The sequence below is a fragment of the Pseudomonas sp. Eth.TT006 genome (genome assembly GCF_054456575.1).
This window is the reverse complement of sequence record NZ_JBTJEN010000010.1, coordinates 114,985-127,182: the sequence shown is the minus strand read 5'-3', so window position 1 is coordinate 127,182 and position 12,198 is coordinate 114,985. Positions and strand designations below refer to the sequence as shown.

Annotated in this window: 14 protein-coding genes; 8 read left to right on the top strand and 6 right to left on the bottom strand. The window is 60.9% G+C overall.

Annotated features, from left to right (window positions below):
- Positions 1 to 88 precede the first annotated feature (88 nt).
- Positions 89 to 1,435, top strand: a complete 1,347-nt coding sequence (locus tag ACXR0M_RS17635; RefSeq protein WP_458833067.1) for a class II 3-deoxy-7-phosphoheptulonate synthase — start codon at positions 89 to 91, stop codon at positions 1,433 to 1,435.
- 132 nt (positions 1,436 to 1,567) lie between these two features.
- Here the strand turns inward: ACXR0M_RS17635 and ACXR0M_RS17630 are convergent, their stop codons facing one another.
- Together ACXR0M_RS17630 and ACXR0M_RS17625 are read right to left on the bottom strand one after the other, a co-directional pair.
- Positions 1,568 to 2,794 (bottom strand): winged helix-turn-helix domain-containing protein, encoded by a 1,227-nt coding sequence (locus ACXR0M_RS17630; RefSeq protein ID WP_458833066.1) that lies wholly within the window; start codon positions 2,792 to 2,794, stop codon positions 1,568 to 1,570.
- 64 nt (positions 2,795 to 2,858) lie between these two features.
- Positions 2,859 to 3,080: a DUF1127 domain-containing protein gene (locus ACXR0M_RS17625; protein WP_123453015.1), complete on the bottom strand. Its 222-nt coding sequence runs from the start codon at positions 3,078 to 3,080 to the stop codon at positions 2,859 to 2,861.
- 96 nt (positions 3,081 to 3,176) lie between these two features.
- Here ACXR0M_RS17625 and ACXR0M_RS17620 point away from each other — a divergent pair, with 96 nt between their 5' ends.
- The gene (locus ACXR0M_RS17620; RefSeq protein WP_458833143.1) at positions 3,177 to 4,031 is read left to right on the top strand and encodes a LysR substrate-binding domain-containing protein; all 855 of its coding nucleotides are present in this window, start codon (positions 3,177 to 3,179) and stop codon (positions 4,029 to 4,031) included.
- On the opposite strand, the gene ACXR0M_RS17615 is transcribed toward ACXR0M_RS17620, so the two are convergent.
- Positions 4,021 to 4,770, bottom strand: a complete 750-nt coding sequence (locus ACXR0M_RS17615; RefSeq protein ID WP_458833142.1) for a sulfite exporter TauE/SafE family protein — start codon at positions 4,768 to 4,770, stop codon at positions 4,021 to 4,023. The two genes, ACXR0M_RS17620 and ACXR0M_RS17615, sit on opposite strands and share 11 nt — an antisense overlap.
- Positions 4,771 to 4,881: 111 nt before the next feature.
- Here ACXR0M_RS17615 and ACXR0M_RS17610 point away from each other — a divergent pair, with 111 nt between their 5' ends.
- The 4 genes from ACXR0M_RS17610 to ACXR0M_RS17595 all read left to right on the top strand — a co-directional run bounded on the left by ACXR0M_RS17610 (position 4,882) and on the right by ACXR0M_RS17595 (position 8,195).
- Positions 4,882 to 5,838, top strand: a complete 957-nt coding sequence (locus tag ACXR0M_RS17610; RefSeq protein ID WP_458833065.1) for a LysR family transcriptional regulator — start codon at positions 4,882 to 4,884, stop codon at positions 5,836 to 5,838.
- 73 nt (positions 5,839 to 5,911) lie between these two features.
- Complete coding sequence (locus tag ACXR0M_RS17605) at positions 5,912 to 6,376, top strand: MarR family winged helix-turn-helix transcriptional regulator (protein ID WP_458833064.1); 465 nt, start codon at positions 5,912 to 5,914, stop codon at positions 6,374 to 6,376.
- Between the two features lie 354 nt (positions 6,377 to 6,730).
- Positions 6,731 to 7,150: an organic hydroperoxide resistance protein gene (locus ACXR0M_RS17600; protein WP_007940002.1), complete on the top strand. Its 420-nt coding sequence runs from the start codon at positions 6,731 to 6,733 to the stop codon at positions 7,148 to 7,150.
- 34 nt (positions 7,151 to 7,184) lie between these two features.
- Positions 7,185 to 8,195 carry an alpha/beta hydrolase fold domain-containing protein gene (locus ACXR0M_RS17595; protein ID WP_458833063.1) on the top strand — a complete coding sequence of 337 codons (1,011 nt, stop codon included), beginning with the start codon at positions 7,185 to 7,187 and terminating at the stop codon, positions 8,193 to 8,195.
- A gap of 187 nt (positions 8,196 to 8,382) precedes the next feature.
- Here the strand turns inward: ACXR0M_RS17595 and ACXR0M_RS17590 are convergent, their stop codons facing one another.
- Both ACXR0M_RS17590 and earP read right to left on the bottom strand, forming a co-directional pair.
- Positions 8,383 to 8,955 (bottom strand): elongation factor P, encoded by a 573-nt coding sequence (locus ACXR0M_RS17590; protein WP_458833062.1) that lies wholly within the window; start codon positions 8,953 to 8,955, stop codon positions 8,383 to 8,385.
- A gap of 48 nt (positions 8,956 to 9,003) precedes the next feature.
- Complete coding sequence (earP, locus tag ACXR0M_RS17585; RefSeq protein ID WP_458833061.1) at positions 9,004 to 10,146, bottom strand: elongation factor P maturation arginine rhamnosyltransferase EarP; 1,143 nt, start codon at positions 10,144 to 10,146, stop codon at positions 9,004 to 9,006.
- Between the two features lie 124 nt (positions 10,147 to 10,270).
- Between earP and ACXR0M_RS17580 the strand changes: the two genes are divergently transcribed.
- Both ACXR0M_RS17580 and ACXR0M_RS17575 read left to right on the top strand, forming a co-directional pair.
- Positions 10,271 to 10,681 carry a hypothetical protein gene (locus ACXR0M_RS17580; protein WP_458833060.1) on the top strand — a complete coding sequence of 137 codons (411 nt, stop codon included), beginning with the start codon at positions 10,271 to 10,273 and terminating at the stop codon, positions 10,679 to 10,681.
- Positions 10,682 to 10,683: 2 nt separating this feature from the next.
- The gene (locus tag ACXR0M_RS17575; protein ID WP_458833059.1) at positions 10,684 to 11,166 is read left to right on the top strand and encodes a GreA/GreB family elongation factor; all 483 of its coding nucleotides are present in this window, start codon (positions 10,684 to 10,686) and stop codon (positions 11,164 to 11,166) included.
- 9 nt (positions 11,167 to 11,175) lie between these two features.
- Here the strand turns inward: ACXR0M_RS17575 and cysB are convergent, their stop codons facing one another.
- Complete coding sequence (cysB, locus tag ACXR0M_RS17570; protein WP_007908591.1) at positions 11,176 to 12,150, bottom strand: HTH-type transcriptional regulator CysB; 975 nt, start codon at positions 12,148 to 12,150, stop codon at positions 11,176 to 11,178.
- Between the last annotated feature and the right edge of the window lie 48 nt (positions 12,151 to 12,198).

Sequence of the window (12,198 nt, the reverse complement as noted above, 5' to 3'; positions counted from 1 at the left end):
CCAATTGTCGGTGATGGGGCGGGAGCAGGTCACGCACTAATTGCTGCTACCATGGGCTTCCCCTGCGTAGAACCGATTAGAGACCGTGATGAGCCAACCCTGGAGCCCTGACAGCTGGCGCGCCCTGCCGATCCAGCAACAACCGCAATACCCTGACGCGGCGCATCTGCGCCAGGTCGAGCAGACCCTGGCCAGCTACCCGCCGCTGGTGTTTGCCGGCGAAGCGCGCGAGCTGCGCCGGCAGTTTGCCGAAGTGACCCAGGGCCGGGCGTTCCTGCTGCAGGGTGGCGACTGCGCCGAAAGCTTCGCCGAATTCTCCGCAGCGAAGATTCGCGACACGTTCAAAGTGTTGCTGCAGATGGCGATCGTCATGACCTTCGCCGCCGGTTGCCCGGTGGTCAAGGTCGGGCGCATGGCCGGTCAGTTCGCCAAGCCGCGCTCGGCCAATGACGAAACCCTCAACGGCGTGACCTTGCCGGCCTACCGTGGCGACATCGTCAACGGCATCGGTTTCGATGAAAAGAGCCGCGTGCCGGACCCGGAGCGTCTGCTGCAGTCCTATCACCAGTCCACCGCGACCCTGAACCTGCTGCGCGCCTTTGCCCAGGGCGGTTTTGCCGACCTGCATCAGGTGCACAAGTGGAACCTGGATTTCATCGCCAACTCGGCCCTGGCCGAGAAATACAGCCACCTCGCCGACCGCATCGATGAAACCCTGGCGTTCATGCGCGCCTGCGGCATGGACAGCTCGCCGCAACTGCGCGAAACCAGTTTCTTCACCGCCCACGAAGCGCTGCTGCTGAACTATGAAGAAGCTTTCGTGCGGCGCGACAGCCTGACCAACGATTACTACGATTGCTCGGCGCACATGCTGTGGATCGGCGACCGCACCCGCCAGCTCGACGGTGCTCACGTCGAATTCCTGCGCGGGGTGAACAACCCGATCGGCGTCAAGGTCGGCCCGAGCATGAACCCGGACGACCTGATCCGCCTGATCGACGTGCTCAACCCGGACAACGATCCGGGCCGTCTGAACCTGATTGCGCGGATGGGCGCGAACAAGGTCGGCGATCACCTGCCGGCGCTGATCCGCGCAGTGCAGCATGAGGGCAAGCAGGTACTGTGGAGCTCTGACCCGATGCATGGCAATACGATCAAGGCCAGCAGCGGCTACAAGACCCGCGATTTCGCGCAGATCCTTGGCGAAGTGAAACAGTTCTTCCAGGTGCATGAAGCCGAGGGCACGTATGCCGGCGGGATTCACATCGAGATGACCGGGCAGAACGTTACCGAGTGCATCGGCGGTGCACGGCCGATCACTGAAGACGGATTGTCGGACCGTTATCACACCCACTGCGATCCACGGATGAATGCCGATCAGTCGCTGGAACTGGCGTTTTTGATTGCCGAGACGCTGAAGCAGGTTCGGCGCTAAGGTTGGATATCTTTAGCGTCTGCGCTGGCCTCTTCGCGGGCAAGCCCGCTCCCACAGGTGTTTGTGTCGTACGCAATTTATGCAAACGACGCGATACCTGTGGGAGCCTGGCTTGCCAGCGATGGCTTCAGATCAGTCAACGCCAATCTCGGCCAATGCCACCCTCAACCGCCCCGCACTCTCGCGCTGACAATTGAGCTGCACTCGCTGCAGCCCCAGCCAGTCCGCCATCTGCCGCAGATTCAGTGCCAGCGCCAACATCCCGCCATCGTCCAGACCCGGTTCTTCCTCGTGCACCGCATGCACCGCCAGGCGTCCCGCCGCCCGCTCCGCGCGCAGATCGACCCGCGCGGCAATTCGTTCGTTGTGCAAAAACGGCAGCACGTAATAGCCGTAGACCCGCTTGTGCTGCGGTGTGTAAATCTCCAGCCGATAGCGGAAATCGAATAACCGCTCGGTACGACTGCGCTCCCAGATCAACGAATCGAACGGCGACAACAGCGCACTGGCGAGCACCTTGCGCGGCACTTTCGGCTCGGGCAGGCAGTAGGCGATCTGGCGCCAATCGGCGACTTCGCACATCTGCAGTTGCCCGTCCTCGACCAGTTCCGCCAGGCGTGGACGCGCATCCGCCGGATTCAGGCGAAAGTAATCGCGCAGATCTTTCTCAGTGCCGACACCCAGCGCCTGCGCCGCGTGCAGCAGCAAACCGCGCTGCGCTTCGGCTTCGTCCGGTAGCGCTTGCTGCAGAATCGACGCCGGAATCACCCGCTCCGGCAAATCATACAAACGCTCAAAACCGCGACGTCCGGCCACGGTCACTTCGCCGGCAGCGAACAGCCATTCCAGCGCAAGCTTTTCCGCGCTCCAGTCCCACCAGGGCCCGGCCTTGTCCTCGCGGGTCGACAGACTGCCGGCGCCCAAGGCGCCCTGCTCCTCGACCGTGCGCAACACCCGTTGCACCACGTCCTGTTGCTCACGGCCGAATCTGGCCAGTTGCTGATAGATGTCTTCGCCGCGTCTGGCGCGCTGCATCCGCCAACCCAGCAACGGATACATCGCCAGTGGCAGCAACGACGCTTCGTGACCCCAGTATTCGAACAGCGTACGACGTCGCCCGGAACTCCAGGCAGCCTGGTCGAGCAAATCGGAAGAATAAGAACCGAGACGGGAAAATAGCGGCAGGTAGTGCGAGCGCACCACGGCATTGACGGAATCGATCTGCAGCAGGCCGAGTCGTTCGATCAGCCGGTTGAGCTGCGGCGCCCGGACGGTTGGCGGCTGGCGCCCGTTGAATCCTTGGGCCGCCAGCGCCAGACGTCGCGCCTGTTTGAGGGAAAAGGCCAGAGTCGCGGGCATGAGCATCTCCTTGTCTGCTCGCAACCTACCTCACCTGAAAGTGGTTTGTGTAGTAATGGCCCGATCATTTATGCATCGGATCGTCCCAGAACGGCCGCACGGCCTCGTGTTCGACGTCAGCTCGGCTGACCCCGATGTCCTTCAGCGCTTCGTCGCTCAGACTGGCGAGCAGCTCGCGCTCACGGTGCAGTTCGTACCAGCGGCTGAACTTGTGCAGCAGGTCGGAAACGATATGGCCGTGGCCGGAAAATTTTGCGTCGTCTACATACTCTCTTTGACCTTTCATCGTGTTGCCTCCTTTGTGGATGGCTCAAGTCTCGCGCCGGCGCTAAGATCAATCCAACGAATGTTTCTGATGGCATGCATCACGGAGATTCATCAATTGTCGGCCTACCCCAGTATCGATACCGATGTCCTGCGCACCTTCGTCGCGATTGCCGATCAGGGCGGTTTTACCCGTGCCGGCGAAATGGTCAACCGCACGCAGTCGGCGGTGAGCATGCAGATGAAGCGTCTGGAAGAAGATGTGTTGCAGCGCCAGCTGTTCGAACGCGATGGACGCCAGGTGCGCCTGACCGCCGAGGGCCAGGTGCTGCTTGGCTATGCGCGGCGCATCCTCAAGTTGCACAGCGAAGTGTTCAACACCCTGCGCGAGCCGCACATGGTCGGCACCGTGCGCATCGGTACGCCGGACGATTACGTGATGCGTTTTCTACCGGGGATTCTGTCGCGGTTCGCGCAGTTCTATCCGCTGATCCAGATCGAAGTGCACTGCGAATCCAGCAAGCAGCTGTTGCAACGCACCGACCTCGATCTGTCGATCGTTACCCGTGAGCCGGGCAACGAGATCGGTCAGTTGCTGCGCAAGGAGCGGTTTGTCTGGGCCGAGGCGCAAAACTTCAGCGCCCACGAGCAGACGCCGCTGCCGCTGGCGATGTTCAACAGTGATTGTTTCTGCCGCTTGTGGGCGTGCAATGCGCTGGACGCAATGGGCCGCGAATACCGCATCGCCTACAACAGCACCAGCCTGTCGGCGCTGATGGCAGTGGTGAGCGCGGGCCTGGCGATCACCGCGCAACTGGAAAGCCTGATCACCCCGGACATGCGCATTCTCGGCGCCAACGAGGACCTGCCGTTGCTGCCCGAGGCCAGCATCATGCTGATCCGCAACCTGAACAATCCGTCGCCGATCACCGAATGCCTGGCCGAGCACATCGTCGAAGGCTTCAAACTTTAAAGGCGAGCATCACCGCACACAGCACCAGAAACCCGCAGAACAGCCCGCGCAGCAGCTTTTCCGGCATGGCGTGGGCGACTTTCACCCCCCAACTGATGCTGGCCAGACCGCCGATCGCCAGTGGCAGGCCGATCATCCAGTCCACCTCGCGATGCACCGCGTAGGTCACCAGAGTCACACCGGTGCTCGGCAACGCCAGCGCCAGCGACAGGCCTTGAGCGACCACCTGACTGGTGCCGAACAGGCTGGTCAGCACCGGCGTCGCCACCACCGCCCCGCCAACACCAAACAGTCCGCCCATAGTCCCGGACGCCGCGCCGAGCACGCCGAGCCACGGCCAGGAATAACGCATTTCCGAACTCGCGGCGGGTGGCCGGCCAAACATCTTCAGCAGGTTGTACGCCGAGAGCACCACCAAAAACGCGACGAAACCGATACGCATGGTTTGCGCATCGATGCCCACCGCCCAGATCGAGCCGATCCACGCAAAGCAGAAGCCCATCAGCGCCAGCGGCAACGCGTGACGCAGTTCGATGCGATTGCGCTGGTGATAACGCCACAGCGCCAGCATCACGTTGGGCACGACCATCACCAGCGCGGTGCCTTGGGCGATCTGCTGATCGAGGCCGAACCACACGCCCAGCAGCGGGATCGCGATCAACCCGCCGCCGATACCGAATATGCCGCCCAAGGTGCCAAGGGCCGCGCCAAACAGCAGGTACAACAAAAACTCGATCACAGCGATGTCCTCATCCGTCAGGCGTTTCATCCTACGCAGTCGAGGCTGGCGGGGAAACGCACAGCAACGCACAATGGCTATGCCAATTTCGCACAAGCACACTCAATACCCATGAATCCCAATCAATTGACCGACCAGCTCGGGTTGTTTCTCGATGTGCTGGAAAGCGGCAGTTTTTCTGCGGCTTCCCGGCGTCATCCGCTGACGCCGTCCGCCGTGGCTCGACGCATCGACAGCCTGGAAAGCGCGGTTGGCAGCCAATTGTTCATTCGCAGCACCCACGCCGTGCGCGCCACCCCGGCCGGACTGGCGTTCGCCGAACGGGCGCGGCGTATCGTCGCCGAGTTGCAACTGGCCCGCGCCGAAGCCGTGTCGCTGAGCAGTGCGCCGGAAGGCTTGATCCGCATCGATGCCCCGGCGGCGTTCGGTCGCCGCCATCTGGCACCGGTGATTGCCGACTTTCTGGTGCTGTATCCGGGCCTCGACGTGCAACTCCACCTGATCGACAGCTTCATCGACATGCACGGCTCGAACCTGGGCAAGGTCGATCTGGTGTTGCGTGCCGGGCAAATGGCCGATACGCGACTGGTCGCTACCCCGCTGGCAAGCATGGTGCGCATCGCCTGCGCCAGTCCCGATTACCTCAAGCGCCGTGGTGCACCAAGTCATCCCGGGCAGCTAAGTGACCACGACGGACTGGACTGGGAAGGCCTCGCCCCGCCCTTCGCCTGGCGCTTCGAACAGGACGGGCAAATGCAATTGCATCGCCCGGCGCGGATCCGCATGAGCGCCAACAATGCCGAAGCGCTGGTCTGCGGCGCACTGGCCGGGCTGGGCATCGCACATTTGCCGACCTGGCTGGCCAGTGAATACCTGCTGCGGGGCGAACTGCTGCCACTGTTCTGCGAGAACGGCCTGCCGCCACCGGAAAGCACCGGCATCTATGCGCTGCGCATGGAGCAACAGACGACGTCGCGCAGCCGCCTGCTTCTGGAATATCTCAAAACCCGCTTCAGCCCGGTGCCACCTTGGGATCTGGCGCTGCAACGCGAACTGGGCCGGCACTAGTGCCCAGCGATTTATCTGGCGCATTAAACATTCGGACGCTAGATTCAAGCTCATCACCGAACAAGGCCTTGCCATGACCACCGAACACGACACCACCGACAACTGCGATCATCTGCTGCTGGACAACCAGGCCTGCTTCGCCCTGCATTCCACTTCGCTGATGATGACCAAAGTCTACAAACCGCTGCTGCAGGCGCTGGGCCTGACCTATCCGCAGTACCTGGCGATGATGGTGCTGTGGGAACAGGACGGATTGACTGTAGGCGAGATCAGTACACGACTGCTCACTGATCCGGGATCACTGACGCCGCTGCTCAAGCGTCTGGAGGCTGAAGGTTTGCTCAGTCGGACGCGCAGTCGCGAGGATGAGCGGGTGGTCATTGTCGAACTGACCGCAAAAGGCCGGGCCTTGCGTGATCAGGCCAAGAGCGTTCCACACTGCATCCTCGGCGCCAGCGGCTTCTCTCTGGAACGCCTGCAAAACCTGCAAGCGGAACTGCAGGCACTGCGCAGTCATTTGCAGGACAGCCTCACCTGAGTTCAATTCCGATCGCAACACAGAACCAGTGGGAGCCGGGCTTGCCCGCGATAGCGTCCTGTCAGTCAACATCTTCTGGACTGACACACCGCTTTCGCGGGCAAGCCCGCTTCCACAGGGACCTCGTCGGCCCTCCAAGTGCCGGTACGACTGAAAATCCCGCAGTGCCAACGCCCTCTCCCCACCCGCTCTAAATCAACGCTTTCCGGGCCATTGGCGCACCGCTCGTCAAAGTTTCCCAATTTTTTCAAAAAATTATCTTGCGCACTAAACATTAGCGAGCTACATTCACCTCGCACTTACTTAGCGCGCAAACATTTAGCGCAGAAAAACACACCCAACGAGGCCCACACCATGCAAACTCTCTACACTGCAATCGCAACCTCCACTGGCGGCCGTGACGGTCGTGCGATCTCCAGCGACAACGTTCTCGACGTCAAACTCGCCACCCCGAAAGAACTCGGCGGTGCTGGCGGTGCGGCGACCAACCCTGAGCAATTGTTCGCTGCCGGCTACTCGGCCTGCTTCATCGGCGCGCTAAAATTCGTCGCCAGCCAGACCAAGCGCAAGATCCCGGACGACGCTTCGATCACCGCCCATGTCGGCATCGGCCAGATTCCTGGCGGTTTCGGTCTGGACATCGACTTGCACATCAGCCTGCCGGGCCTGGAACAGGCTGACGCACAGAGCCTGGTCGACGCGGCGCATCAGGTCTGCCCGTACTCCAACGCGACCCGTGGCAATGTCGATGTGCGTCTGCACGTCACTGTCTGATCACTGACGCCTCAGGCCCGAACAGGAAATGAACATGAACACTTTCAGCAAAGTCTTGACCGGTACCCTTCTCGCCCTGTCCATCCACAGCGCATTTGCCGGTGACGTCGAACACAACACGCAGGCTTTTCTCGATGTGCTGAACGCCGGCACCGGCAAACCCATGGAACAGCTGACCCCCAAAGACGCCCGCGCCGTACTGGTCGGTGCGCAGTCCGGGGTCAAGCTGACGCTGCCGAAAGCCGACGTCAGCGAGAAGACCATTCAGGTCGATGGCCAGCCGTTGAAGCTGACTATCGTCCGGCCGGCCGGGGTCAAAGGCGAGCTGCCGGTATTCATGTTCTTCCACGGCGGTGGCTGGGTACTGGGCGACTTCCCCACTCACGAACGTCTGGTGCGTGATCTGGTGGTCGGTTCAGGGGCGGCGGCGGTGTTCGTCAATTACACACCGTCTCCGGAAGCGCATTACCCGGTGGCGATCAATCAGGCCTACGCCGCAACCAAGTGGGTGGCAGAACACGGTAAAGAGATCAATGTCGACGGCAAGCGTCTGGCCGTGGCGGGCAACAGCGTCGGCGGCAACATGGCGGCTGTCGTGGCGCTGATGGCCAAAGACAAAGGCACCCCGGCGATCAGATTCCAGGCATTGCTGTGGCCGGTGACGGACGCCAGTTTCGACACCGACTCATACACCCGGTACGCCGATGGGCACTTCCTCACGCGTAACATGATGAAGTGGTTCTGGGACAACTACACCACCGACGCCAAACAGCGCAACGAGATCTACGCCTCGCCACTGCGGGCAACCACCGCGCAACTGAAGGGCTTGCCGCCCGCGCTGGTGCAGACCGCCGGAGCCGATGTGCTGCGCGATGAAGGTGAAGCTTACGCGCGTAAACTCGACGAGGCTGGTGTAGCGGTAACGTCGGTGCGGTACAACGGCATGATTCACGATTACGGTTTGCTCAACGTGGTCAGCCAGGTGCCGGCGGTGCGTTCGGCGATGTTGCAGGCTTCGCAGGAGCTGAAGGAACACCTGAAATAAGCACATTTCCTTTGTAGGAGTGAGCCTGCTCGCGATAGCGGCTGAGTCAGTCGATGTAGATGTCGGCGGGGATGACGCTATCGCGAGCAGGCTCACTCCTACAGGGGATTGTGTGAAGCTCAAAACGCAGGCACAAAAAAGCCCGACTCAATGGTCGGGCTTTTTTGTGCGTACGGTTTGGCCAGAATTACTTCTTGGCGCGACCTTTGTACGAACCACCTTCACGGGTGTCGATCTCGATCATGTCGTCGATTTCGATGAAATCAGCAACTTGCAGCTCGGTACCGTTAGCCAGTTTGGCAGGCTTCATCACCTTGCCCGAGGTGTCGCCGCGAGCGGAACCTTCGGTGTAGGCAACTTTACGCACGATGGTGGTCGGCAGCTCTACGGAAACCAGACGGTCTTCGAAGAAGATCGCTTCGCAAACATCGGTCATGCCTTCTTCAACGAAAGGCAGAACGGCTTCGATGTCTTCGGCGTTCAGCTCGTACATGGTGTAGTCAGTGGTGTCCATGAACGTGTAGGTGTCGCCGCTGATGAAGGACAGGGTCGCTTCTTTGCGGTCGAGGATCACGTCGTCCAGCTTGTCGTCCGCACCGTAAACGGTTTCGGTCTTGTAACCGGTCAGCAGGTTCTTCAGCTTGGTCTTCATGATCGCGCTGTTACGGCCCGACTTGGTGAATTCAGCTTTCTGAACCAGCCAAGGATCGTTGTCGATACGGATCACGGTACCGGGTTTGAGTTCTTTACCAGTTTTCATTGCGAATATCCGAATTTGGATGGGATTTACAAAAATCTAGGCCGCGTATCATATCCAATTTAGGTAAAACTGTACCAGCGCCGTGGCAAGATCCGCCTGCAAGCCCTGTTCCAGACACCACTGTTCAGCGTTTTCCTGCAGTTCCGGCCAGTGTTTGCGCGCCTCTAGCCAGTGCTCGCCGATCGGTTGACCGGCACTCCAGGCCCGCCATAAACCGTTCATCGCTTCGGCAGCCGCCGGTGAAAGCCCTTTGGTATACAGCGCGAGGAAGGCATCGAGCTTGTCCAGATGGATGTCTTCGTCCTGCTGATAAATGTGCCAGAGCATCGGCCGTCCGGCCCACTGCGCCCGCACGAACGAGTCTTCGCCGCGCACCGCGTTGAAATCGCAGCACCACAGCAACAGGTCGTATTGATCCTGACGCACGAACGGCAGCACTTGTACCGTCAACGCCTGACGCACGTTGAGATCGCCGACCTGCAACGACTCCACCCCGAGCCAGCGCGCGACATCTCCAAGAATTCGCCCTTCCGGCACCAGCAGATGGGTCGGCGCATCCGCGGCGGCCAGCACCTCCAGCCAGCTGGCGAGACCGGCATTCTCATAGGCAAACAGTGAAATCAGTTGTGCACCGGGTGCCCGTTCGATCCCTAGATGCAGTAGAAATTGCCGCTGCGCCTGCTCATCCGCTTGAAAGGCGCGACGGCGCTCCAGCAAGCCCTGTTCACGCAGCAAGCCACCGGTGCCCGGTTGGAATCCGGGAAAGAAGAAAAACTTCTGCACCGTTTTGTATTTCACTGAAGGCAAACCGTGGCAGCCGCTGACCCAGTCTTCAGCGCTGAGGTAGTCGAGGTTCATCCACAGCGGCGCGGGTTGCCGCTCGGCCATGGCGTCCATATACGCCGAGGGCAACTGGCAGGCAAATGCGGCGATCACCACATCCGCCGCTTCTGTCTGCGGCCAGTCGCTCGGCCAATGTCGCACCTCGACGCCCAGCTGCGTTTGCTGCGCAAGATTGATGTCGATTTCGGGGCAGATGCGCTCGAAGGCGCGCAGGTCATCGACCCACAGCCGCACCGCCACCGAATGCTCGGCCACCAGTTGCCGGGCCAGACGCCAGGTCACGCCGATGTCGCCAAAGTTGTCGACCACGGTGCAAAAAATATCCCAGCGGGTTTTCGATACCGACATGCAAGACTCCCGTTGGCAAAAGCGCTGATTGTCCGCATAAATGACCTCGCGCAGAAGAGCCGACGCCGATTAATCTTCGTGCGACAATCGCCCCTTGCCCGCAATCATCCGCCAGGAGGCCGCCATGCCCTATCGTCCCAACCCGCGCCGTCCGTTGCCTGTTCAGCTGAGTGCGCTGCAACTGATCGGCAGCATAGCTTTGGGCCTATGGCTGGGTTTTCTGGCCATCGCCCTGACCTGCTGGCTGCTTTCGCGTTTCGTATTCACCACAGAACTGGCGCCTGTCGCGCAGGCGGTGCAGCAACTGGCCAAGCCGCCGGCGGCCGTGCAGCTCCAACCGGACACGCCGCCACAGAGCCCGCTGTTCGAGCAGTACGAAGAGAACCTGCGCAAGAATGAGCAGCAGGCACGGCTGGATCAGGCGCGCAGCAGCATGCGCAACCAGTCGAATCCGAAATGCCAGTTCTGGCTGCAACAGGACCAGACCGCGCCAAGCGAAAAGAGCCGCACCAACGTTTTGCAATTCTGCGATTGATCATGAACAAGCACATTGTCCACCAGTTGATTCTCGACAAACTGCGCGTCGACCTCGACATTGCCGAGCGCGCCGCGCAGACCGCCTACGAAACCGCGACTCACGAAGAGAATATCGCCGAGAACAAGTACGACACCCTCGGGCTGGAGGCGTCCTATCTGGCGGCGGGTCAGGCGAAACGGGTCGAGGAAATCCGTCAGTCTTTGGCGCTATGTCAGAACCTGACGCTGCGCGCCTATGACGAACATCGTGGTATCGAGATCGGCGCCCTGCTCGGTCTGGAAGACGAAAAGGGCCGCGAGCAATGGCTGTTCCTGGCCCCGGATGCGGCGGGGCTGAAAGTCGATGTGGTGGGTCAGCCGATTACCGTCATCACCCCGCGCTCGCCGCTGGGCAAAAGCCTGCTGGGCAAGTTCGAGGGGGATGAGGTGGAGATTCTGGTGGCGGGCACCCGGCAACAGTTCGCTGTCACCGAGGTGCTCTGAGGCCGGGTTTTAGTGGACCGGCAGTTCGACGCCGTCGAACAGCTCTTCCAGCTCCTGCTTGTTGTGGCACTGGATGGCCTTGGCCATCACTTCGCGGGTCAGGTGTGGGGCGAACTTCTCGATGAAGTCGCACATGAAACCGCGCAGGAAGGTGCCGCGACGGAAACCGATCTTGGTGATGCTCGACTCGAACAGCTCGCTGGCATCCAGCACCACCAGATCGTTGTCGAGTTTGGTGTCGACCGCCATCTTGGCGACGATACCCACACCCAAGCCAAGGCGTACGTAGGTTTTGATCACGTCGGCGTCGGCGGCGGTGAATACCACTTTCGGCGTCAGGCCACGGTGGCTGAAGGCTTCGTCGAGTTTCGAACGGCCGGTGAAACCGAACACGTAAGTCACGATCGGGTATTCGGCCAGCGCTTCGAGGGTCAGCTTCGGCAGCTTGGTCAGCGGGTGCCCCTGCGGCACGACCACGCAACGGTTCCAGCGATAGCACGGCATCATCACCAGATCACCGAACAGCTCCAGCGCTTCGGTGGCGATGGCGAAATCGACGGTGCCGTCAGCGGCCATTTCGGCGATCTGCATCGGCGACCCCTGGTGCATGTGCAGCGCCACGTCGGGGTATTGCTTGATGAAATTGCTGATCACCGGCGGCAGTGCATAACGCGCCTGGGTGTGGGTAGTGGCGATCGACAGGGTGCCTTTCTTCTCGTTGGAGAACTCCTGAGCGATCTGCTTGATGCTTTCGACCTTGCGCAGGATTTCGCCCGCGGTGGTGATGATGCGCTCGCCGGCCGGGGTGACGCGGGTCAGGTGCTTGCCGCTGCGGGCGAACACTTCAACACCGAGTTCGTCTTCCAGCAGGCGGATCTGTTTACTGATGCCCGGTTGCGAGGTGTACAGGCTTTGGGCCGTAGCGGAAACGTTGAGGTCGTGGTGCGCCACTTCCCAGATGTAGCGCAGTTGTTGAAGCTTCATATGTATCCCTCAAAGCAGGTAGACGCCACGGGCATCAGCGACGGTATA

Excerpts from the sequence above, each read along its gene's own strand:
- ACXR0M_RS17635 (WP_458833067.1), top strand. The coding sequence starts at position 89 with ATGAGCCAACCCTGGAGCCCTGACAGCTGGCGCGCCCTGCCGATCCAG.
- ACXR0M_RS17630 (WP_458833066.1), bottom strand. The coding sequence starts at position 2,794 with ATGCCCGCGACTCTGGCCTTTTCCCTCAAACAGGCGCGACGTCTGGCG.
- ACXR0M_RS17625 (WP_123453015.1), bottom strand. The coding sequence starts at position 3,080 with ATGAAAGGTCAAAGAGAGTATGTAGACGACGCAAAATTTTCCGGCCAC.
- ACXR0M_RS17610 (WP_458833065.1), top strand. The coding sequence starts at position 4,882 with ATGAATCCCAATCAATTGACCGACCAGCTCGGGTTGTTTCTCGATGTG.
- ACXR0M_RS17605 (WP_458833064.1), top strand. The coding sequence starts at position 5,912 with ATGACCACCGAACACGACACCACCGACAACTGCGATCATCTGCTGCTG.
- ACXR0M_RS17600 (WP_007940002.1), top strand. The coding sequence starts at position 6,731 with ATGCAAACTCTCTACACTGCAATCGCAACCTCCACTGGCGGCCGTGAC.
- ACXR0M_RS17595 (WP_458833063.1), top strand. The coding sequence starts at position 7,185 with ATGAACACTTTCAGCAAAGTCTTGACCGGTACCCTTCTCGCCCTGTCC.
- ACXR0M_RS17590 (WP_458833062.1), bottom strand. The coding sequence starts at position 8,955 with ATGAAAACTGGTAAAGAACTCAAACCCGGTACCGTGATCCGTATCGAC.
- earP (WP_458833061.1), bottom strand. The coding sequence starts at position 10,146 with ATGTCGGTATCGAAAACCCGCTGGGATATTTTTTGCACCGTGGTCGAC.
- ACXR0M_RS17580 (WP_458833060.1), top strand. The coding sequence starts at position 10,271 with ATGCCCTATCGTCCCAACCCGCGCCGTCCGTTGCCTGTTCAGCTGAGT.
- ACXR0M_RS17575 (WP_458833059.1), top strand. The coding sequence starts at position 10,684 with ATGAACAAGCACATTGTCCACCAGTTGATTCTCGACAAACTGCGCGTC.
- cysB (WP_007908591.1), bottom strand. The coding sequence starts at position 12,150 with ATGAAGCTTCAACAACTGCGCTACATCTGGGAAGTGGCGCACCACGAC.